Below are 22,121 nucleotides of genomic sequence, written 5' to 3'. Positions count from 1 at the left end.
CTTCGCAGAATCGGGGTCATCATGGGTTTGAGACAAGCATCGGCGCGTGAGCGCACCGCGGTCGCGGCTTTGGAGTCGATCGGCCGGACACTGACGACCGCGATGACCGGCATCAAGGCGCTGGCGGAACAGTTCGGCACCGACGAAGTCTTTGCCCGCAGCGTCGTCAATGCCGTCGAACTGATCGGCGAGAGCCAGGGACGCGTGGTCGTTTCCGGCGTCGGCAAGAGCGGCCATATCGGCCGCAAGATCGCCGCGACCCTGGCATCGACGGGCACCTCCGCCTATTTCGTGCATCCGACGGAAGCGAGCCATGGTGACCTCGGCATGGTCACCTCCCAGGACGTGCTGATCCTGCTCTCCTGGTCGGGAGAGACGGCCGAGCTCGCCAACATGCTCACCTACGCCAAGCGCTTCAACGTGCCGATCGTCTCGATCTGTGCGAACCGCGAGAGCGTGCTCGCGCGGAACTCCGAAGTGCCGATCGTGCTGCCCAAGGTGCAGGAGGCCTGCCCGCACGGCCTCGCGCCGACGACGTCGGCCATGCTGCAGCTCGCCGTCGGCGACGCGCTGGCGATTGCGCTTCTGGAACGTCGCGGTTTTTCGGCGGAAGACTTCAAGACATTCCATCCCGGCGGCAAGCTCGGCGCACAATTGCGGCTGGTCCGCGAACTGGCGCACGAGGGTGCGCAGATGCCGCTCCTTGAGACCGGTCGGCCGATGAGCGAGGCCCTCATCGAAATGTCGTCGAAGGGTTTTGGCGTCGTCGGCATCGTCGAGGACAATGGCAAGCTCGTCGGCGTGATCACCGACGGCGACCTGCGCCGCCATATGTCGGGCGATCTGCTCTTGCAGCCGGTCGAGGCGGTGATGTCGCGCAATCCGCGCGTGATCCGCGGCGACGTGCTCGCGAGCGGCGCCATGGAGTTCATGCAGCAGCACAAGGTGACGGTGCTGTTCGTCGTCGACGATGGCGGGGCGCCTGTCAGCATCCTGCACATTCACGACCTGCTGCGCGCCGGCGTCGTCTGAGCGCACGGCGGTCGCAAGAGGCTGCTCCTGCGACCGCCGTGCGCCTCGCGGAAGCTGCCCTAGTCCTTCACCACGGCGGGCCAGTCGCTCGTCGTGCACGGCTGGACGGGTCGCTCCAGATAGGTTGAAAGCACCACGTAGCTGCGCGTCGCCTTGACGCCTGGCGTGTCGTAGAGGCGCGCCAGCAGCCCCTCGAGCGCGTGCGTGTTTTCGGTGCGGACCTTGAGCAGCATGCAGGTATCGCCGGCGACCGAGTGGATCTCCTCCACCTCGGGGCATTCTTCGATGGCAAGCAGCGCCTGGGTCTTCCCCCAGCCGGTCGTGTCTACATGGACGAAGGCAAGCAACGTCTTGCCGACGGCCTCGGGGTCGATCAGCGCCGCCACCCGGCGGATTGCTCCCGAACGCCTGAGGCGCTTCACCCGTTCATGTGCCGCCGGCGGCGAAAGCCCGACCCGTTCGCCAAGCTCGACGTAGCTCGTCGTCGCATCCTCGACCAGAACGCCTAATAGCTTTCGGTCCATCGCGTCGAGGTCGCGCTCCGGCTGACGCTTCCGCCGAACGTCATCTGTATTTTGATCCATTCCGATGTTTCCTCTTGCGGCTGAATTTCATTCTGCAAACATGAGGTAATGACGAACATCAATCAATCCATTCCTGATCGATCCGTGGACAGGGCGCGCATCCCGCCCTTTGCCTATGTGCTCACCATCTGCATCGGCGTCATCGGTTCCAACTCGCTCGCGCTTGGGCCGATCGCGCCGGAAGTGGCGCGAAGCCTCGGCGCCGACGTCCCCGGCGTCATGACGGCCTCCGCCGCTTTCGGCCTTGGCACGGCCGTCAGTGCCGTCTTTCTCGGCCGCCTCATCGACCGTTACGGCCCGCGCCGCATGTTGGCTGCGGCCCTCTTGCTTCTGGCTACGGGGCTTGGCGGCAGTGCGCTGGCGCCGTCGCTTGCGTTCCTTGTCGCCACTCAGCTCGTCGTCGGTCTCGCCGCAGGTATTGCACTGCCTTCGATCTATACGCTGGCCTCGGTCATTGCGCCGGCCGGACGCGAGAGCGAGACGATCGGTCTGGTACTGACCGGCTGGACGCTCAGCATGGTGGCGGGCGTGCCGCTATCGGCCGCGATCGCCGATCTTACCGGTTGGCGCACGGTCTATGTCATTGTCGCCGCCGCGACGATGATTGCTTGCGCCGTCGTCAAGTTTGCAGCCGTGCAGGAAGGTGCCACCGGCAGAGTGACATCGCCGCTGGCAGCGCTAAGTGTTCGCGGCGTCGCGCCGCTGCTGGTCGCCTGCGCCGCCTTCATGGCCGCCTTCTATGGCGTCTACGCCTATATCGGCGAGCATCTGCATGCCGCACTCGGCCTGCCTGTCACCGCAAACGGTCTCATCGCTGTTTCCTACGGCTTCGGGTTCGGCGCCGCCGCTTTCCTCGATCGCCTGATCGATCGCTTTGGCGCGGGTCGATTGTTGCCGTTGATCTTCCTGGCAGTAGGCGGCGTTTATGTTGCAATGGCGGTGGTGAGCGGTTTCTATGCCGGCATGCTGGTCGTCGTTTTCCTTTGGGGGCTTGCCAATCATTTCGGATTGAACGTGCTCATCATGCGGCTTACCGGGCTCGATCCTGCCAGGCGCGGCGCGATCATGGGGCTGAACAGCGGGGTCACCTATCTCGCCCTCTTTGTCGGCACGATAGGCTTCGGCGTGGTCTATGCCCGGGCAGCTTTCTTCGTGCTGCCCTTGGTCGCCGCGGGCTTGATGCTGTTGGCCGCTTTCGCCGTCGCCACCGCGCGGCGCTAGAGCATCCCGCTCTCGAGTGCATCACTTGAAGCGGAAAGATGCTCTGGAATCAAAGACCTAGGGCGTCATTTGACCGGTCCGCCACCGCGCCCGTTTTCTTCACAGGGGAGGGGTGATCCTCGGCCGCTTTTCCGGCTTTCGGCGCGGCGGCGGGTCGACGAAGGCGCCTGGCTGATTGAGGCTGTTTTCGTGCAGCCGCTTGGCGATCGCCTCGGCGCCGGCATCGGTCCCCGCGCGCGAATAGAGATTGCCGCGAACCTGGATCGAGGCTGCGAGCAGACGGAACATCGCCTTGGCCAATTCCGCTTCCGGCGCCTGCGGCGCGCGCCAGAAAGCGTCGAGCGGTTGCTGGTCGGTCAGTCCTGCGATATCGAACACCGCTGTGCCGAGCACCTTCACCGGCCGCCCCTGCTTCAGCGCGTGCAGGCCCGCCGTCGAATTGACCGTGACCATGCCTGCGCTTGCCTCTCCAAGCCTATCGAGATTACCGCCGTCGAGGTAGAAGACGCGACCGTTCAGGCCGAGGGCGGCCGCTCGTTCTTTGACGATCCTGCGCCAGGGGATCAGATCATTGTCGAGCGGATGCACCTTGAAGACGAGGCGCGCGTCATTGGCAGCGAAGGTTGCGAAGGAGCCGAGGACCTCGGCAATTGCGTCCTTCTGGCTGAGATACGGCGAATGTGCCCTGAGCTGGAAATCGGTTTCGAGCTGCAGCGGATAGACGAAATAGGGTGCGTCCTGCGAGAGCAATCTGGCGACAGTCGCCTCGGCTTCGGCATTGCGTTTCTTTTCGCACAGGAGCCGGCGGATCCAGCCCGCATATTCGGCAAGCGGATGGAAGATCGCGTGGCGCTGATAGTGCGGAAACAGGAACCAGAGAAAGACGTTCGGCAGATTGTAGAGCAGGTCGTAGCTCGCATCCGCCAGGAACGTCTGGCTGTAATGCTTGCGCCAGTCCGGCTCCGGCACGCCCGCTGCCGCCGCAAGAATGCGCGCGGGGTCGGAGGGGAAATGCGAATTTGAGGACATGCCGTCGCGCTCGAGCGTCAGCCAGTCCGGCCGAAGATACCCCATTTCGACGATGGCGACTGCCACACCTCGGCGGCGCGCGACCTTGGTTGCCACCTGGTGGTAGGCACGTTCCTCGCCGAGCAGCAGCATATCGGTGACGCCATGGCGCGCGATGAATGCCTCGAGATAGGCTGGCCAGTCGGCTGCCGTGCCGCGATAGTTGGAGGCACCCTTGCGGCCCCAGATGATCTGGTCGCCGACATTGAGGTTGATTCTCAGACAGGTGTGTCCACGAGCTTCGAGCCGATCGGCGATCTTGCGGAAAATCGGCGAGGACGGGCCCTGCAGGAACAGGAACACTCGTCGCTTTGGCCGATCGACCGCCCCAGTCGATGTCATCGAAGCGTTTTCCATCCGTCCACCACCGCCGCTATCGCAGCGTATCCTTTCTGAGGTTGGCGTGGTTCAGCAGGGCCTCGATCAGATTCCAGGCTTCGACGTTGCTCGGCTCCACCGGCTTGTGGGTGGACGACTTTGCCTTGGCAAGCGGCACGATCAGGTAGTCGGTGCGCGGGTCGGGGAAGGGGTCGGCAAAGGACTTGAGCAGCGGCGCATGGTCGCCGTAGAAGACCAGCCAGACCGGGCGGTCCAGCTTGTCGAGGTGCTCGCTCAGGGTGTTCAGCGCTGCGTCTGATTGTTCCAGAATGGCCAGGTAGATATCGACGGGCTTGGTAAGATCACCGACGCGACCCGGCTCCCATGGGCCGTGATTGGCCATGGACGCGACGAAGACGAAGCCGCTTTCGTCCTCCGGCAGCTTGTCGCATGCGTCGATCACTTTCGCCGCGAGTTTCTCGTCGGAGACGTACGGCCCGTCTCTCTCAGGCCGATGGTCGAAACCGTCGAGCATTGTCAGCTTCGAAAAACCGAGCTGCGGCATCGCCTTGTGCCGGAGGAAGAAGGTGCGGTCATAGGGATGGATGAAATGCGTGTTCCAACCGGCACGCTTCATCTTTCCGGGCCAGACCACGTCGGCATAATGCGAGGCCCTGAGATAGGGGTAGCTGGCGTCGACGTGGATGTCGTCAGGCACGAGGCCGCTGATGACCGCGAACTCGGTGCGCAGCGTATAGCCGCCTTCGAACACGCTGCTCAGCCGGCCCCATTGCACCGCCTCGCGCCGCAGCCGGTCCAGCGTCGGCATCTTCAAGGTCTCGACGCCGAAGTGCCGCATATCGATGAAGGATTCGGACTGCCAGACGACGATCAGCGGTGAGCCGTCATCGCCAATAAGGTCGTGCACGGCGGCTCTGACGATCTCCGAAAGTTCCGCGACGATCTTCTCCCGCCGGACGCCAAGCCAGACGATAAAGCGGAAGACGACCGAGCCGAAGGTGCCGAAACGCACCGTGTTCATCTTGACGTCGAGCACCTTCAGCAGCCTTTGCACCAGCGCTGCCGTGGGCCGGTTGACCGGGCCATAGAACAATAGGAGCCATGGACCGTAGGCGATCCCGAGCATCAGCAGGATCCAGAACAGTTTGCCCCGGTCCGGGAGGATGGCCGGCTCGAAATACATGTAGAGGCCGGACACGCCGAAGACATAGAGGAAGGCGACGGTCCAGAAGACGACGTTCAACGAGCTCGCGTAGAATATCGTCTTGTACTTGAACACGTCGACGACGAGCGCGATATCCGAAAAGATCAGCGGTTCGCGGATAAACTTGAACTTGGCGCGGGAAATGCCGGTGAAGATGATGAAGAAACTCATCGTGCCGGCTGCGGCATAAAGCGGTCGCCACGAGCCGGCGAAGAAACCGGCAAAGACCAGCGCGATGACCGGCAGGCGCGCGAGCGCGTCGACCACGTCCTGCGTCCGCCCGAACGGCGAGGGATGGGCGCGCCGCTCCCGCTTCGGAAGCGCAAATCGGTCGGTGAAGAAGATCACTGCACAGGACAGCAGATAACAACTAAGCGTCAGTGTTATGGGATAGTCGTGCAGTTGAAAGGGAAGCAACGCCAAGCGGAAACCTTCATGTCTTCATGCCGGCCGACGCCGCTTCATGCGGCACAGCATCCGCCCGACACTTAAATCTTATCGCTTGGTCGTACAAGCGTTGTCAGGTCCGTCGCTCCGACACTCCACCATTATGCGCGGCGGTGTTGCCGCAACGCGCAATCGCCCTGTCGAACCACCAGTTGAGCAAGGGGCGGACGGCGGGCGCGAAGCGACCGAGCAGAAAGAGCGTGGTGCCGAAATAGACTTCGAACCGCCCCCGATCGATCCCCCTGGCAATCGCCTTCGCCACGGCGTCCGCCGGCCAGGGACGGACCGTGCCCATGATTTTGGCCGCTTCCGCGGGCCGGCTCGCGAGCTCGCGCTGAAACTGCGGTGTCTCCGTATCCGGCGGAAAACACACGGAGACGCCGACGCCGTGGGCACGGGCTTCCGACCGCAGCGCCTGAGCGAAACCGTGGAGCGCGAACTTCGACGCGCAATAGGCGGAATAGCCATAGATGCCGATGAGGCCGGCGCCGGATGAGATCATCATGATCCGGCCATGGCCACGTTGCTTCATGCCGTCATAGACCGCACGGACCGCATGCACCGTGCCGGAGAAATTGGTTTCGATCTGACGCCGGAATGACGCGCTGTCGAGCTCCTCGAAGCGCCCTGGCTCGACGATGCCGGCCGATGTGATGAGGATGTCGCACGGTCCGAAGACGGCTTCACATCTCCGGACTGCCGCAATGAGCTCGTCTTCCGAGGCGACATCCGCAGGTTCGATCCTGATATTGTCGGAGCCGCTCCCGCTCAATTGGGCGAGGTCCGCGCGCGCCCGCTCCAATAGGTCGCGAGAGCGCGCGATCAGCGAGACGCGGGCGCCCCGGGCCGCGTAGATCGATGCAACTGCGAATCCGATCCCGCTCGAGCCACCGGTGATGATCACATGCGTCATGCTGATATCCCGCCCAAGAGCAATTCCAGGAAAGTCCGAAGCGCTTTTGCGTCCGGAATTGCGCGAAAACAATGCGGTGGCAATGCTGATCTCGGGTCAGCGCGCCGAGAGCGCCTTCATCATCTGATCGATGTCGATGCCGCCAAGTCCGAAATTGCGTTCGGTGAGGTCCGTCAGCCGTTCGGCCGTCAGCGTTACGGTCCGGCGGATCTGCTCTTCCGTATGATCGCTGGTAATGAAGAAGCGCAGGCGCGCAAGCCCCTCGGGCACCGCCGGGTGGATGATCGGCAGTGCATTGACCCCCTCGGCAAGCAGGTCGTTCGAAAGCTGAACGGCCCGTAGGGAATCGCCGACGATGACTGGCACGACGGAGAAGCCGCTGGAAAGGCCGGTGTCGAGGCCCGCTTCCTTGGCAAGCTTCAGGAAGAGGGCGCCATTGCGGCGCAGCGCCGCCGTCCGCGCCGGTTCGCGCTCCAGCACGTCCAGGCTCGCGGTCGCAGCTGCCGCCAGCACGGGCGCAAGCCCGACACTGTAGACGAAGCCGCCGGCAGATGCCTTCAGCACCTCGACCAGCGCTTCGCTGCCGGCGATGTAACCGCCGCAGCTCGATGTGGTCTTTGAAAGCGTGCCCATCCAGATGTCGATTTCGTGCGGATCGACGCCGAAATGCTCGGCAAGCCCTCGGCCGGTTTTCCCGAGGACGCCGAGCGAATGCGCCTCGTCGACCATCAACCAGAAACCGTATTCGGCCCGGAGCTTCAGAAGAGCCGGCAGATCGGCAACGTCACCGTCCATCGAGTAGATGCCCTCGACGATGACCATGATGCGGCGATAGTCGCCGGCGACGGTGCGCAGCACGTGCTCGAGATCGGCGACGTCGTTGTGCTTGAACAGCCGCCGGGTCGCGCCAGAGAGCTTGATGCCGGCAAGCGCGCTGTTGTGGATGAATTCGTCATGGACGACGAGATCCTTCGGGCCCATCAGGCAACTGATGGCGGCGACGTTGGTCAGATAGCCGCTGACGAAGCAGACGGCGGCATCGACGCCGTAGAAGCTCGCGATCTTCTCTTCGAGCGCCACATGCACGGGCCGCTCGCCGGCGACGAGACGGCTGGCCGAGGCGGAGATCCCAAAGGTGCCGATCGTGTCCTTTGCCTTTGCCAGAACTTCCGCATGGCGGTTGAGACCGAGATAGTCGTAGGAGGCGAAGTTGATGAGCTTGCGGCCGTCGATGACGGTGGTCGCCCCGGCCGCGGTCTGGTGCGCGCGATAGAACGGATTGGCGATGCCGAGCTGCTCACTCGCGAACTTCTGAGTCATGACCTGCTTGTATTCCGGCAGGTCTTCGAAACGGGCCTGCTGCCGGCGCGCCGGCGGCGGCATCTCCCGCTCCGAGCGCGCCATGCGGTTGCGCTCGGAGGATTGATGCGTGTTTCTCATCCGGTCCAGCAGGTTCTCCTTGAGGCTGCTGGTCATCTTGGATGCGCCTGGGCCGTTTCCGTTCGTGCTCATTGGCTCTGTGCTTTTTCCTTCGCCGTTCCGACATGCCGCTGCGCGAGTTCGCTGACGATCTTGTCATCGGCGGGCTCGGCATCGTCGCTCTGGTCGCGCTTGCTCACCTTTTCATAGAGCTTGCGGGCGACATCGCCAACTGTCGTGTTGTCCGCGACGCCGCTGAGCGGCATGTCGAAGCCGGTGTTCTGCTGGAAGCTCATGCCGAGTTCCACCGCCATCAGGCTGTCGAGGCCGATTTCCTTCAGCACCTTGGCTCGTGTGACCGTATCCTTGGACACGCGCAGGATCCCGGCGATCTCTCCGGCGACGAGGTCGAAGAGAATGTCCTCGGCTTCCTGCGGCGATTTGCCTTCGATCATCGCCACGAGGTCCATCTTGGCGCCTTCGCCGCCGGTGGCGTGCTGGTCGGCGCTGCGAAGGATGACTTCGAAGAGGGCGTTGCGGGCAACCGGCAGATTGCGCGCGGCCGACCAGTCGATCTCCGAGATCATGACCACGGCCGCATCGACAGTGCCCGGATCGAAGGCCAGGTGGCTCTCGACCATGTCGAGTGCCGTCTGTGCCTTCAGCGCCGTCTTGCCGATGCGCTTGGAGAGCAGATCGTTCACATCCGTGTTTTGGACCAGGTAACCCTTGTCGGCGATCGCGCCGAAGCCGACGGCAAGACCGGCAAGGCCGCGGGCGCGTCGGGCGCGGGCGAGGCCTTCGAGGTAGCCGTTGGCGGCGACGTAGTTCGCCTGTCCGGGGTTGCCGACGAGCGTCGTCGCCGACGAGAACAGGATGAAGTTGTCGAGCTTGTCCTCGTTGGTCAGCCGATCGAGAACGGCGGCACCCTTGGCCTTCGTGTCGATGACCGGGCGGTTGCGCTCGCGATTGAGATTGCTGATCAGCGCGTCGTCGAGCACCATCGCGGCGTGGACGATCGAACGGAGCGGTGCAATCGCCCGCAACTCTTTCAGGAGACGCTCTGTCGCCACCGGATCGGTGACGTCGCAGGCGTGTACGGTGGCTGAGACGCCGGCCTTCGCCCAGACTTCGATCATCGCCGTCGTTTCGGCATCTGCCTGCCCACGGCGCGAGCAGAGCGCAATCTTCGTCGCTCCCTTTTCGACGAGCCAGTTGGCAGCAGCGAGACCAAAGCCACCGATGCCGCCGACGACGAGATGCATGCCGTTCGGGTCGACCTTCATGCCGCCATGCGGGCGTTTGGCGACGCGATGCTTGCCCCTAACCGGAGGCAGCACGACGATCTTGCCGATATGACCGGCATTCTGCATCAGCCGGAAGGCGTTGCCGATTTCGTCGAAGTCGAAGGCACGGTAGGGAAGCGGTGTCAGCTTGCCCTCTTCGAACAACGCACCGATCTCGGTGAAGATCCGCTTGGTGAGCTTCGGCTGGTTGACCAGCAACTGGTCGGCGTCGATGCCGAAATAGCTGACATTGCGGCGGAAGGGCCTAAGACCGATCTTGCTGTCGGCATAATAGTCGCGCTTGCCGAGTTCGAGGAAGCGGCCAAAAGGCTTCACCAGCGCCAGGCTCTGTTCCATGGCTTCGGCAAAGAGCGAGTTCAGGACGAGGTCGACACCCTCTCCGTCCGTGACCGCGCGAACGTCGTTGACGAAGCCGAGCGAGCGGGAATCGAAGACATGATCGGCGCCGAGCATCGACAGGAAACGGCGCTTCTCGCGCGTGCCAGCCGTGGCGATGACCTTGGCGCCCTTGAGCTTGGCGACCTGCAGTGCGGCAAGGCCGACACCGCCGGCAGCACCGTGGATGAGGATCGTCTCATCTGGCTGGATGCGGCCAAGTTCCACCATGGCGTAGTAGGCCGTGAGGAACGCGACAGGCACCGTTGCCGCGGCAACCGGGCTTACCGACTGCGGCAGCCTGGCGACGCCGGCGCGCGAGACGACGGCATGGGTCGAGAAGGCTGAGGATGCGATCGCCATGACGGCGTCGCCGACGACGAGGTCGTCGATGCCTGCGCCGACGGCAACCACGTGGCCGGAGAGTTCCATGCCGATCGTCGCGCCTGCGAAACCATCTTCGAGCGCCTCTTCGGGCAGCAGACCCATGGCCCACATCACGTCGCGGAAGTTGAGGCCGGTCGCCGCAACCGCGACGACGACTTCACCCGGACCTGCGGCGGGAATGTCGCTATCCTCCCAGACGATGCTGCCCACCTGCGAGCTGACGCGCTGGCGGATGGTTGCGGCCTTGAAGCTATCGATCGCCGCATGGGCGTTGTCGACCGGGCCGGGCACGGCGCGGATTTCGGAAAGCGCCGCGTCTTCTCCCTCGAGCAGCCACTCGCGGTTGGCGCTGGCACTGCCGAGCAGTGGAGACGCTGCCGCGATCTGCTCGATCGTGGTCGGAGAACCGTCGATATCGAGCGCGTGCACATCGATGAACTCGTATTCGTTCTGAAGCACGCGGGCGAAGGCCCAGAGACCGGCATTGACGCCATCGCTTGCAACCGTTGCGCCCGTTGCCCGGCTCGCGATCGGCGCTCCGCCCGGCGCGACGAGGACGAGCCGCGGGCGGCCGTCGCCGGCCGGTTCGGCTCCTCCGACATGCTGACGCACGGCTTCGGCGAAGGCGCCGAGAGCAAGGATCTGCGTCTGCAGCGAAGCGGAATCGTCCGCCCGGGATTGAGCGGTCGGCGACGCAAGGAAGATTGCCCGGAGCGGCTGTCCGCCAAGGGCCTCGAAGCTGCTGAGAAGCGCCGCCTTGTCGGCTGCGATATCACCGCTGAGATCGACCGGAATAGCCGGTGCCGGAGGCGCGCTGCCCTTGTCGCCCGCGATCTGCAGCAGCAGATAGGCGCCGGTAACCGGTGCCTCGGCAGTCACGGAAGCCGCGGCGGCACCGCGCGCTTCGAGCACGATGACATTGCCGCTCGCGCATTCGCGGTCGGCGATATTGACGTCGCGCAGATCGAGATCGCCGAGGCACTTCTGCCAGTGCGGCACGGCCGCAAGATTGCCGATCGGGAATTCCGCAGTCTGGCTGCGGGCGAACCATCCTTCGGAAAGTCCGAGGGCGAAATCGTTGAACAGCGACGGCGCGCTGACGGCGGCTATCAATCCGCCGGTGCCGCGCAGCGCCGAGCGAAGTGCGGTACGCACCGTCACGTCGTCCTCGATCAGGCTGTAGAGCCCATCGGAGGCGCTGACGACGAGGTCGAAGGACGTGAGCGTCGCGAGTTCACCCTTCTTGAGAATGCGCACATGGGCATCGTTCTCGAAGGCGAGCTCAAGGCCGCGCTGGGCGTTGTCCCGCGCTTCGAAGGCAGTGAGGCTTGCGCCGTGCTTTTCGGCGAGCGTCGCCAGGCGGCGGGTGAAGGCGGACGAGACGCTGCCGAGTTCGACGATGCGAAGGCGAGCACCGGCAGGTTGTGCGGTGAGGGCTTTTTCGAGCACTTCGAGAACGAACGCCATTCGTTCCCGGCTCGCTTCCGAGTGGACGGCCTGATGATCGAGCGTCGCGTCGCTGATGAAGTTGGCGCCAAGAGCCGCTTCGTCGCCGGCCTGGAGAGCATCGAGGCGCGCAAGGGCCTCCGCATAGGCATTGTTGATCAATACCGCCTCGACGGCGCGGTCGGACCGCTCACCGTAGAGTTCGCGCAGGATCTCCGGGACGCCTGGCAAGTTGAAGTCTTGAGCAACAGTCCAGACGCCGTCCTTGTGCTCGCAGAGACCGGCGTCTTCCAGCACGTAGAGGCAGCTCGTCAGGAAACACTGGAACGCAAAATCGCCAGGAAGGCTGTTGCCTTGGATGGTCGATCGACCCCTGGCGAGTTTGAGGGCAATCTCCTGGCAGGCACGGTAGATGGCCGCGTTGAAGAGCAAGGTCGTGTTGTCGACGCCGGCTTCGCGGGCGGCGGGCATGGCGATCTTGATCGGCGCCGGTGACTTGGTCTGCAGGCCCGGCAGTGCGGCTTCCGATTGCACTGCCTCGTAGTGGAAGGACAGCGCATCGAGCGTCTTGTGCTTGCGCAGATAGGTCCGGCGGAAGCGGCAATCCTCGAAATGTGCGACCGGTGCGCCCGACTTGTCGAAGAAATGGAATTTTGCCTTGATCGAATTGGCACTGACGCGCTCGATCTCGATCATCGCGCGCGCGATTGGCTGGCTGCCGTTGACGACCCGCACCGAACCGAAGCGAACGGGGATGTAGGGGGCGCCGCTCTTGTCGCCGGTGAAACGATCGAAGAGGGCGACGAGACCGTGGAAGGTCGCGTCGACAGAGATCGGGTTCAAGGCGTAGGTGACGAGCGGGTGGCCGGCAGCATCAGGCGTTTTCAGCTCGACATCGACCAGCCGGTCGCCATAGGCAACGGCCTTGGCCAGCAACTGGAAGCGCGGACCGTAGTCGAGGCCGAACTGTTTTGCCGTCTCATAGGCGCGCGCAGGCGCAACCGTTGCGGTCTTCGCCAAGCCGGCGAGCGACGGATAGGCGCGCTCCTCGGCCGGCAATGGCTTGCGGCAGCGGGCAACCGCATGCACGGCCCAATCGTCTTCCGAAAGCCGCTCGCGCGAGCGGATCTCGATGTCGCCGGTCTCCGGCGAAAGCACCGTCGACAGTTCCATGATCTTCGTATCGCTGAGTTCCAGCGGACGAACGATCTCCAGATTGGTGATCTCGACCTCGTCGCTGCCGTAGAACTGCTGCGCAGCAGCGACGGCGATTTCGATGAAACCGCTGCCTGGCAGGATCGCCTTGCCGTCCACGACGTGTTCGGCGAGGTCGGGGAAGAGATGGGCGTCTACGTGGTTTTTCCAGCTACCGCTGTTCGGGTCGCTGCGCCAACCGGTCAGGCGGTAGGGCTTGGCGGTTCGGCCGAAGAGGTCGGTGGCGTCCGTCGTGGCTGCGGGGCGCAGTTCGACCGGCTCGAACGGCAGGCTGGGTAGCGCGATCGATGCGTTACGCTTGCCGAAGACACGGGTCGTGTCGACGACCGCGCCGTGCGCGACGGCGCGCGCCATCGCCGCCGAGATCGGATCCTGGCCGGTTTCACCGACATCCCGCAAAAGGGTCGGCACGACCATGCCCGGGGCCGCGGCCTGCTTGATCGTCTCCTTCACATAGGAGGACAGGATCGGGCGCGGCGAAATTTCGATGAACAGGCGGCAACCCATCTCGATTGCGGCCTCGGCCGCCGCCTGGAAGCGGACCGGCTCGCGCACGTTCTTCCACCAGTAGTCCGGATCAAGCTGCGTGCCCTCGAGTGCGGCGCCCGTGACCGTCGAAAGATAGGCGAGCTCGGTGCGGCGCGGTGCGATGTCCGGAATATCGGAGAGGAAGGCGTCCTTCGCCCGATCGATGATCGGATGGTGGAAGGGATAGTTGATGTCGAGGATCTGGACCGGAATCTTCGCCTTGCGCGCAGCGTCGCGGAAGGTCGAGATCTGGTCTGCCGGTCCCGATATCGTCACGGAGTTATGGGCATTGACCGCGGCGACGCAGATGTCGTCGAGACCGCGCGCCTCGGCAAAGGCGCGAGCGGCTTCCTCGCCGAGCATCACGGCGGCCATGGTGCCGCTCCCGGCCAGCAGGTCCTGATGCAGCGAGCGCTTCGCCACGATCGAAACGGCGTCGACGAGCGACAGCGCGCCGGCGGCGTAGGCGGCTGCGATTTCACCGACGGAGTGACCGAAGACCGCGACCGGCTTGATGCCCATGGCGACAAGCGAATCGGAAAGGGCAGCCTGGACCGCGAAGAGCAGCGGCTGCGCGATCTTCGTGTCGGCAAGCTTCTTGTCGAGATCGGGATCGGTGAGGAGATCGGTCAATGCGATGTCGGAGTGGAACTTGAACAGCGCGCTGACGGACGTGAAACACTGGCGGAAATGCAGGTTTTCACGGAAGGCTTCGACACCCATGCCGGCCCATTGCGAGCCGTTGCCGGAGAAGACGAAGGCGACCTTGGCGTCGCGGACGACGGCTTCGCCGACCTCGCCGATGCCGGAGCCCGGCTTTTCCAGATGGCTGGCGATCGCGCGGAGGATATCTTCGGGCTGGTCGCTGCGGGCGGCGAAGCGATGGCGCATATGGGTGCGGTTTGCACCCGATGCGGCGATCATCGCGCGCGCCTCACCCTTGGAAGCATGTGCGAAAGCCGTCTTGTAGTCGCTGAGAAGCGCTTCCAGGCTCGATGCCGTGTGGGCGCTCGCCAGGAAGACATGGCCCGAAGACGACGGGTTCGACGTCCTTTCGTCGGCGGCCGGTTCCGGATCGCTGATGACGACATGTGCGTTGGCACCGCCGAAGCCGAAGGAATTGATGCCGGCGAGCCGGGCGCGCTTGCCGCGCAGGAGCTCGATCGGGTTTGCCGTGACCCGCACGTTGAGACCGTCGAAGTCGATGTGCTCGTTCGGCGTGTCGAAGTGTAGCGAGGCCGGCAGATAGTTGTTTTCGAGCGCCATCACGGCCTTCAGCATGCCGAAGAGACCGGAAGCGGGTTCGGTGTGGCCGATATTCGACTTGATCGAACCGATCGGCACCGGTGCGCGGCGCTTGGCTCCGATGACCGTTCCGATCGACCAGACCTCGGCCGGATCGCCGACCTTGGTGCCGGTGCCGTGGCCCTCGACAAAGGCGACCTGGTTGGCGTCGATGCCATTGCCTTCGTAGATTGCCCTGAGCAGGTTGGCCTGCGCCTCGCGGGAGGGGAGCGAAATGCCGTTGGTGCGTCCGGCCGAATTCACCCCGGTCGCGACGATCCGCGCATAGCTGCGGTCTTTCTCCCGGCGGGCCCGGTCCGAGCGGCGCAGGATGAAGACAACGCCGCCTTCGGCGCGCACATAGCCGGCGCCATCGTTGTCGTAGGCGCGGCAGAGCCCTTCCGGCGAAAGCATGCGCGCCTGCGCAAAGCCGACGAAGGGCAGGGGATGGGCGAGAATATTGACGCCACCGACGATCGCGGTGTCGATTTCGCCCGCCGTCAGAGCCCGCATCGCCTGGTCCAGCGCGACCAGCGAGGAGGAGCAGGCGGTATCGACCGTCATGCTCGGGCCGCTGAGCCCGAAGATGTGCGAGATGCGGTTCGATACGATCGACAAGGTGTTGCCGGTCATGAAGTAAGGGCCGGCGGCGGCCGGATCTTCGACCGTCAGGTTGGCGTGGTCGAGGCTCGATGCGCCGATATAGACGCCGACATTCTCACCTTGCAGCGAGGTGGCGGAGATATTGGCATCTTCGAGCGCGCGCCAGGCGAGTTGCAGCAATACGCGCTGCTGCGGATCCATATACATGGCTTCGCGCTGCGACATGCCAAACACGGCAGGGTCGAAATCATAGAGCTGGTCCAGGACGCCGGCGGCGAAGGAATAGGTCTTGCCCTGCGTGCCCATGACCGGATGCCAGAATCGCGCAACGTCCCAGCGATCCGACGGAATGCTGGTGACGGTGCACTTGCCCTGACGAAGAAGTTTGAACAACGCCGAAGGCGATTCTGCTCCAGGGGCGAGGCATGCACGCCCAATAATCTCAACAGCCATATATGATCGAACGCTCTAAACTGCCGTTAAAGTTGCATCTGCGATTGCGCGTCGAGGGACGAAATGCAATCGCCAATCGTCATGCTGCGGGGCTTTCCCCAGCTATATTCGTTCCGCCTCATTAGTCAGCTTTTAACTTAAAGTCCCTAGCTTTCAACCCTAAAGACTGAAGATATACACGCTGTCAACGCCAGTCCAAGGCGGATAGGGCGATAAACCACGCTCAAGGTAGAGAAGGTATGACCAGAAAGACGCGGCCCCAAATATTTTGGCCGTCTTGGTCTTCGGGTGACTTGTTGTGGGACGGCGATTGTGCTTTTCAGAGACCGGCGAATTCCCGGTCGGGAGATGATGCGGCGCGGAACTGTGAGTAAAATCATGGCTGTGTCGAATTTGGAGTGTCGTAGTTGAAACGAGTCAGTGCCCTTCTGCTTTGTACCGCCCTCGTGGGATGCCAGGCTGTTCCGGGCGAAGGGCCGCTGGCCGGAGCGATCGTCAAGGATGCCGGCCATTCGGGCGCCGAGATCGGCCGCCAGAATGCGACCGTCTTTGATATTGTCGATGTGGACGGACGCTCCGCGCGCCTCGTTTCCGACTATGTTTCTTCGACGCTCAACCGCCGCTTCGGCATTGGCGGCGGCGTCGGCCGAGTCGTGATCGGCGTTGGCGACCAGCTCAGGGTCTCTATCTTCGAAGCCGGCAGCGACGGCCTCTTCTCAACCTCCGAATCCAAGCAGACAAGCATCGATCTTGTCGTCCAGCCGGATGGCAAGGCCGCTATCCCCTATGTCGGTCCGGTCAACTTCGCCGGCCTGACGCTGGAGCAGGCGCGCCAGGAGATCCTGGAGGCGCTGAAGCAGAAGGCAGTCGAGCCTGACGTCATCGTCACCAGCATGAGCACCGCATCGCGCAATGTCACGGTTTCCGGCGCCGTCGGCAAATCGTCGGTTGTGCCGCTCAGCCTCGTCGACGAAACGATCAACGAGGTCATCGCCAAGGCGGGTGGCCCGGTTGCTCAACCCTATGAGACCTATGTCACGCTCGTGCGCGGCAAGAAGACCGGTACGGTCCTCCTGAAGTCCATCATCGAACATCCGTCGGAAAACATCCACGTCAAGCCGGGCGACCAGATCTTCGTGACGCGTGATCCGCGTCGCTTCACGATCCTCGGTGCGGTCAAGGCCAACCAGCGCGTCGAGTTCGGCGCCAACGACCTGAACCTGCTCGAGGCGATGGGTCTTGCTGGCGGCGGCGCGGACTATACGCTCGATATGAAGGGTTACTTCATCTTCCGTTACGAAGAGCCTGATGTCGTCATGAGCCTGCTCGGCCAGCAACGCTTCAACGAGATGCTGCGCAAGGGCATGAAGACCGACAGCATGGGCCGCTATCCGATCGTCTACCGCTTCGATATGAGCAAGCCGGATAGCCTGATCGTCGGCCAGACCTTCCCGGTCAAGAACCGCGACGTCATCTATGCATCGCGCCATCCGTCGGTCGACTTCTCGAAGTTCCTCAACTTCATCGCGCAGCCGGTCGGCATTGCCAATTCCGGTTTCGCGATCGCCGACAACATCAACGGCAATTGATCCTGGTCAATGGTTTTATCCAGGGCGTCGGCCGCAAGGTCGGCGCCCTTCGCTTATCTATCGCCCTGATTTCCAAAGCATGCGGAAGCGGCTTGTCGTCGCTCAAATTCTGTGATTGATCTTGGACTTAAATCGATTTTGGTGATCGATGGGCATTGGCAGGCAGGGATGAATTATGGCGGATAACGCGTTGATCGTCGTGGACGTGCAGAACGATTTCTGCCCGGGCGGAGCGCTTCCCGTCGCAGGCGGCGACGAGATCGTGCCTATGATCAACGGCCTGATTGGCCGTTTCGAGCATGTGGTGCTGACCCAGGACTGGCATCCCGCCGGCCATTCGAGTTTTGCCTCCAGCCATCCCGGCAAGACACCCTTCGAGATGATCGCCATGCCCTACGGAGCCCAGACGCTCTGGCCGGACCACTGCATCCAGGGAAGCGCCGGTGCCGATTTTCACCCGATGCTCGAATGGACGCGGGCCGAGCTCCTGATCCGCAAGGGCTTTCGGCCTCAGATCGACAGCTATTCCGCCTTTTTCGAAAACGACCGCCGGACACCGACGGGTCTTGCGGGCTATCTCAGGGATCGCGGCATCAAGAAGGTGACGCTGTGCGGGCTGGCGACGGATTTCTGCGTGGCCTTTTCTGCGCTCGATGCGGTTGCGCAGGGTTTCTCGACGTCCGTCATTCTCGAAGCCTGTCGAGGCATCGACCTCAACGGTTCGCTTCAGGCAATGGTCACGCGCATGCGGGATGCCGGTGTCGAGCTGAACTAGTGTCGAGCCTCGCCTTGAGGAAGGAGCGATTTCACCAATGACGAAGACCGATATCGCCAGGCGTGTCTATAATCATGCCTGGAAGCTCGACCCGATCGTGCGCAGCCTGCTGGACACGGATTTCTACAAGCTCTTGATGCTGCAGATGATCTGGCAGCTTTATCCGGATGTCGATGCGACCTTCTCGCTCATCAATCGCACGAAGACGGTGCGGCTTGCCGACGAGATCGACGAGCAGGAACTGCGCGACCAGCTTGATCATGCGCGCGAACTGCGCTTCTCCAAGAAGGAGATGATCTGGCTCGCCGGTAACACGTTCTACGGTCGCAAGCAGATCTTCTCGCCGGAATTTCTGGCCTGGCTTGCGAAGTTCCGCCTGCCGGAATACGAGCTGAAGCGCAGCGACGGCCAGTTCGAGCTGACGTTCAGCGGCCGCTGGGCCGAGACCACGATGTGGGAAATCCCGGCGCTTGCGATCATCAACGAGTTGCGTTCGCGCTCGGCGATGAAGGGGCTCGGGCCCTTTACCCTCGACGTGCTCTATGCCCGCGCCAAGGCGAAGATGTGGTCCAAGGTCGAGCGCCTCCGGCAATATCCGAACTTGCGCATTTCCGATTTCGGCACGCGGCGCCGGCACAGCTTCCTCTGGCAGCGCTGGTGCGTCGAGGCGCTGAAGGAAGGGATCGGAAGCTCCTTTTCGGGTTCCAGCAACGTGCTGCTTGCCATGGATACGGATCTGGAAGCGCTCGGCACCAACGCGCATGAACTGCCGATGGTGGCGGCCGCCCTTGCCCGCAACGACAAGGAACTCGCGGCTGCACCCTACAAGGTGTTGCAGGACTGGAATCAGCTTTATGGCGGCAACCTCCTGATCGTGCTGCCCGACTCTTTCGGAACGGCGGCGTTCTTGCGCAATGCGCCCAAATGGGTTGCGGATTGGACCGGCTTCCGCCCGGACAGCGCGCCGCCGATCGAGGGGGGTGAGAAGATCCTCGCCTGGTGGAAGAAGATGGGCAAGGACCCACGGGAGAAGCTCCTGATCTTCTCTGACGGCCTCGACGTCGACACGATCATCGAGACCTACCGCCATTTCGAGGGACGCGTGCGCATGAGCTTCGGCTGGGGCACCAATCTCACCAACGACTTCGCCGGTTGTGCCCCGACGGAAATCAGCGGCCTCAATCCGATCTCGATCGTCTGCAAGGTCAGCGAAGCCGACGGCCGCCCGGCGGTCAAGCTCTCCGACAATCCGCGCAAGGCCACCGGCGATCCGGCCGAGGTTAAGCGCTACCTCAAGTTCTTCGGCTCGGAAGATTTCGTCGAACAGGCCGTCAAGGTCTAGCCGCAAAGCGATTCCGTGCGAGCGGCTTTCCGTCGCTCAAAAAAGAAACCGGCAGGCGCCGGTTTCAAAAGGGGATCAAAGATGTTGCGACTGTCCATCATCGCAATGTCAAATCTGGCAGTGAAATCTTAAGGTTGCGTTAAGGCGCCAACCTGCCGTTGCGTTTTATCTCTCTAAAACACGAACATGTAGAGAAGAATGATGACGATGAGCGGCACGCCCATCAGCCAGAGAATGATGCCCTTCATTTGAAAGTCTCCACGTGACTGCCTTTGAAACGGTAACGCGACATCGGGAGATACGTTCCCCCCCCCCCGGTGTCGGGTCGGGCGGCGTGCCGCCTCAGTTCATGGCTTGGAACCGGGCCTCTTCTTTGCGCGCACAGTTTCATCGGTAACCTCGTGACGCGAGCAGTCTTCGCAGTCCGTCCGTAGGTTTGACGCCGAGCAGCCGGTTCAATGGTAAAGCCCGGCCAGGCATTGCAGTGGCCGTGCAAGAGGCAAGCGATTGAATATCTTGAGAGAAACTGGTGCTGCTAGAGAGATTTGAACTCTCGGCCTCTCCCTTACCAAGGGAGTGCTCTACCCCTGAGCTATAGCAGCATCTGGCGGCCGGTTGGTGTGTCAGCCGCATCAAGCGAGGGGGCTATTGCCATAGCTGAGCGGGGAGTGCAAGCCGGTTTTCAAAGTTTTTCGTGAAGACCTGTGAGAAAAGTTCCCGCCGCTTCCGAAGACCCTGGTTTTGCGCTAATGCATGACCATGCAGATAGACGACAAAGATGGCGAAAAAAGCCGGCCCGAGCCCGATGCGTTGCGGGCCGAAGGCGAGACGCGCCAGAAGAAGAAAAAGGATACGACCGAAGCGGACCTGAAAAAGGCGCGTCTTGCCAGGAACTTGCGCGACAATCTCCAGCGCCGCAAGCAGCAGATGCGGGCGCGCCGTTCGGGCGCCGCCGACGAGGCAAACGGCCTTCCTGCCGCAAAAACGGACGAATCCCAAGATTAGTACGGAGGAGGGGCGGCATTCGCCGGCTCCTTCCCGTTTGCGGGCGGCCCAGCCGTCTGGCGTCCAATTGCATAAATGCCCTCGGTCGGGTCGGCCGAGGGCTGCGACTTCACCGTTATGGCGACCTTCGCGTCCGAATGGGCGCGCGGCGTTCAAGGCACTTCTAATTTCGCGGCGTCTCCACTAAAGAGGCGCCTTCAGACAACACGAAAAATTTTTGGAAAGGCGGGCCAAGCCCGTTCGAGAGGCCTCATGGATCGCATCAGGATTGTAGGCGGCAACCAGCTTAACGGCGTCATCCCGATTTCCGGCGCCAAGAATGCGGCCCTGCCGCTGATGATCGCGTCGCTTCTGACCGACGACACGCTGACGCTCGAAAACGTGCCGCATCTCGCCGACGTCGAGCAACTGATCCGCATCCTCGGCAACCATGGCGTCGACATCTCCGTCAACGGCCGCCGTGAGCGCCAGGGCGAAAGCTACGCCCGCACCATCCATTTCACCTGCCGCAACATCGTCGATACGACCGCCCCTTACGAGCTGGTCTCGAAGATGCGCGCGAGCTTCTGGGTGATCGGTCCGCTGCTGGCCCGTGAAGGCAAGGCGCGCGTTTCGCTGCCGGGCGGCTGCGCCATCGGCACGCGCCCGGTCGATCTCTTCATCGAGGGCCTGACGGCGCTCAGCGCCAACATCGAGATCGACGGCGGCTACGTCAACGCGACGGCGCCGGAAGGCGGTCTGATCGGCGCGCGCTACACCTTCCCGAAGGTATCGGTCGGCGCCACTCACGTACTGATGATGGCGGCGACGCTTGCAAACGGCACGACGGTGCTCGGCAACGCCGCGCGCGAGCCTGAAGTCGTCGACCTCGCCAACTGCTTGAACGCCATGGGCGCCAAGATCACCGGGCAGGGCACCCCGACGATCACCATCGAAGGCGTCCGTTCGCTCTCCGGCGCTCGCCACCGCGTGCTGCCGGATCGGATCGAGACCGGCACCTATGCCATGGCCGTTGCCATGACCGGCGGCGACGTCATCCTCGAAGACACCAATATGGCGCTGCTCGACACCGCGTTGGAAGCGATCCGCCGGGCTGGTGCCGAGATCACCGAGACGAACAGCGGCATCCGCGTCGTGCGCAACGGCGCCGGCATCAAGCCGGTCGATATCGTCACCGATCCCTTCCCGGGCTTCCCGACTGACCTGCAGGCGCAGTTCATGGGCCTGATGACCAAGGCGAACGGCACCTCGCATATCACCGAGACGATCTTCGAAAACCGCTTCATGCACGTGCAGGAGCTTGCCCGCCTCGGCGCCAAGATCTCGCTCTCCGGCCAGACGGCCAAGATCGAGGGCGTCAGCCGGCTGAAGGGCGCGCCGGTCATGGCGACGGATCTTCGCGCGTCGGTCTCGCTCGTCATAGCCGGTCTTGCTGCCGAAGGCGAAACCATGGTCTCGCGCGTCTATCATCTCGATCGCGGTTTTGAGCGGCTCGAGGAGAAGCTCACCCGTTGCGGCGCGCATGTCGAGCGCGTCAGCGACTGATTTGATCGGTTGCGCCTGATACCGTTGCGGTTTCAGGCGC

13 protein-coding genes and 1 tRNA gene are annotated in these 22,121 nt (G+C 63.1%); 7 read left to right on the top strand and 7 right to left on the bottom strand.

What is annotated here, in order from left to right; translation table 11 throughout:
- The first annotated feature begins 21 nt into the window (after positions 1-21).
- Entirely contained in the window at positions 22-1,032 is a 1,011-nt protein-coding gene (locus ACQ5BM_RS15415; RefSeq protein ID WP_429812677.1) for a KpsF/GutQ family sugar-phosphate isomerase, read from the top strand.
- Positions 1,033-1,091: 59 nt separating this feature from the next.
- Here the strand turns inward: ACQ5BM_RS15415 and ACQ5BM_RS15410 are convergent, their stop codons facing one another.
- Complete coding sequence (locus tag ACQ5BM_RS15410; protein ID WP_429812675.1) at positions 1,092-1,616, bottom strand: Lrp/AsnC family transcriptional regulator; 525 nt, start codon at positions 1,614-1,616, stop codon at positions 1,092-1,094.
- Between the two features lie 48 nt (positions 1,617-1,664).
- On the opposite strand from ACQ5BM_RS15410, the gene ACQ5BM_RS15405 reads away from it, so the two are divergent.
- Entirely contained in the window at positions 1,665-2,837 is a 1,173-nt protein-coding gene (locus tag ACQ5BM_RS15405) for an MFS transporter (protein WP_429812672.1), read from the top strand.
- A gap of 99 nt (positions 2,838-2,936) precedes the next feature.
- On the opposite strand, the gene ACQ5BM_RS15400 is transcribed toward ACQ5BM_RS15405, so the two are convergent.
- The 5 genes from ACQ5BM_RS15400 to ACQ5BM_RS15380 form a co-directional block, all read right to left on the bottom strand.
- Positions 2,937-4,247 (bottom strand): capsule biosynthesis protein, encoded by a 1,311-nt coding sequence (locus ACQ5BM_RS15400; RefSeq protein WP_429812669.1) that lies wholly within the window; start codon positions 4,245-4,247, stop codon positions 2,937-2,939.
- Positions 4,248-4,278: 31 nt separating this feature from the next.
- On the bottom strand, positions 4,279-5,871 hold the full coding sequence (locus ACQ5BM_RS15395; RefSeq protein WP_429812666.1) for an LTA synthase family protein: 1,593 nt from the start codon (positions 5,869-5,871) through the stop codon (positions 4,279-4,281).
- A 97-nt stretch (positions 5,872-5,968) separates the two neighbouring features.
- Positions 5,969-6,808 (bottom strand): SDR family oxidoreductase, encoded by an 840-nt coding sequence (locus ACQ5BM_RS15390; RefSeq protein WP_429812663.1) that lies wholly within the window; start codon positions 6,806-6,808, stop codon positions 5,969-5,971.
- 96 nt (positions 6,809-6,904) lie between these two features.
- The gene (locus ACQ5BM_RS15385; RefSeq protein WP_247958130.1) at positions 6,905-8,320 is read right to left on the bottom strand and encodes an aminotransferase class I/II-fold pyridoxal phosphate-dependent enzyme; all 1,416 of its coding nucleotides are present in this window, start codon (positions 8,318-8,320) and stop codon (positions 6,905-6,907) included.
- Entirely contained in the window at positions 8,317-15,825 is a 7,509-nt protein-coding gene (locus ACQ5BM_RS15380; protein ID WP_429812661.1) for a type I polyketide synthase, read from the bottom strand. The genes ACQ5BM_RS15385 and ACQ5BM_RS15380 overlap by 4 nt, the downstream gene beginning before the upstream one ends.
- A gap of 407 nt (positions 15,826-16,232) precedes the next feature.
- Between ACQ5BM_RS15380 and ACQ5BM_RS15375 the strand changes: the two genes are divergently transcribed.
- From ACQ5BM_RS15375 to pncB, 3 genes are all read left to right on the top strand, one after another.
- A complete protein-coding gene (locus ACQ5BM_RS15375) occupies positions 16,233-17,414 on the top strand; it encodes a polysaccharide biosynthesis/export family protein (protein ID WP_429812658.1) in 1,182 nt (393 codons plus the stop codon).
- A gap of 175 nt (positions 17,415-17,589) precedes the next feature.
- Positions 17,590-18,189, top strand: coding sequence for a bifunctional nicotinamidase/pyrazinamidase (gene pncA, locus ACQ5BM_RS15370; protein ID WP_429812655.1), 600 nt, complete (start codon positions 17,590-17,592; stop codon positions 18,187-18,189).
- Between the two features lie 37 nt (positions 18,190-18,226).
- On the top strand, positions 18,227-19,531 hold the full coding sequence (gene pncB, locus ACQ5BM_RS15365; RefSeq protein WP_429812652.1) for a nicotinate phosphoribosyltransferase: 1,305 nt from the start codon (positions 18,227-18,229) through the stop codon (positions 19,529-19,531).
- A gap of 527 nt (positions 19,532-20,058) precedes the next feature.
- Here the strand turns inward: pncB and ACQ5BM_RS15360 are convergent.
- Positions 20,059-20,133: transfer RNA gene (locus tag ACQ5BM_RS15360), tRNA-Thr, on the bottom strand.
- Between the two features lie 208 nt (positions 20,134-20,341).
- Between ACQ5BM_RS15360 and ACQ5BM_RS15355 the strand changes: the two genes are divergently transcribed.
- Positions 20,342-20,536, top strand: coding sequence for a hypothetical protein (locus tag ACQ5BM_RS15355; protein ID WP_429812907.1), 195 nt, complete (start codon positions 20,342-20,344; stop codon positions 20,534-20,536).
- Positions 20,537-20,788: 252 nt separating this feature from the next.
- Positions 20,789-22,081: a UDP-N-acetylglucosamine 1-carboxyvinyltransferase gene (murA, locus tag ACQ5BM_RS15350; protein WP_429812649.1), complete on the top strand. Its 1,293-nt coding sequence runs from the start codon at positions 20,789-20,791 to the stop codon at positions 22,079-22,081.
- Positions 22,082-22,121 lie beyond the last annotated feature (40 nt).

It is taken from the genome of Ensifer sp. B1-9 (assembly GCF_050474445.1).
Taxonomy (GTDB): domain Bacteria; phylum Pseudomonadota; class Alphaproteobacteria; order Rhizobiales; family Rhizobiaceae; genus Ensifer.
This window is presented reverse-complemented; position numbering and strand designations above follow the sequence as displayed.

Bases quoted from the DNA above. Each gene is read 5' to 3' on its own strand.
- ACQ5BM_RS15415 (WP_429812677.1), top strand. From the start codon at position 22: ATGGGTTTGAGACAAGCATCGGCGCGTGAGCGCACCGCGGTCGCGGCT.
- ACQ5BM_RS15410 (WP_429812675.1), bottom strand. From the start codon at position 1,616: ATGGATCAAAATACAGATGACGTTCGGCGGAAGCGTCAGCCGGAGCGC.
- ACQ5BM_RS15405 (WP_429812672.1), top strand. From the start codon at position 1,665: ATGACGAACATCAATCAATCCATTCCTGATCGATCCGTGGACAGGGCG.
- ACQ5BM_RS15400 (WP_429812669.1), bottom strand. From the start codon at position 4,247: ATGACATCGACTGGGGCGGTCGATCGGCCAAAGCGACGAGTGTTCCTG.
- ACQ5BM_RS15390 (WP_429812663.1), bottom strand. From the start codon at position 6,808: ATGACGCATGTGATCATCACCGGTGGCTCGAGCGGGATCGGATTCGCA.
- ACQ5BM_RS15385 (WP_247958130.1), bottom strand. From the start codon at position 8,320: ATGAGCACGAACGGAAACGGCCCAGGCGCATCCAAGATGACCAGCAGC.
- ACQ5BM_RS15380 (WP_429812661.1), bottom strand. From the start codon at position 15,825: ATGGCTGTTGAGATTATTGGGCGTGCATGCCTCGCCCCTGGAGCAGAA.
- pncA (WP_429812655.1), top strand. From the start codon at position 17,590: ATGGCGGATAACGCGTTGATCGTCGTGGACGTGCAGAACGATTTCTGC.
- pncB (WP_429812652.1), top strand. From the start codon at position 18,227: ATGACGAAGACCGATATCGCCAGGCGTGTCTATAATCATGCCTGGAAG.
- murA (WP_429812649.1), top strand. From the start codon at position 20,789: ATGGATCGCATCAGGATTGTAGGCGGCAACCAGCTTAACGGCGTCATC.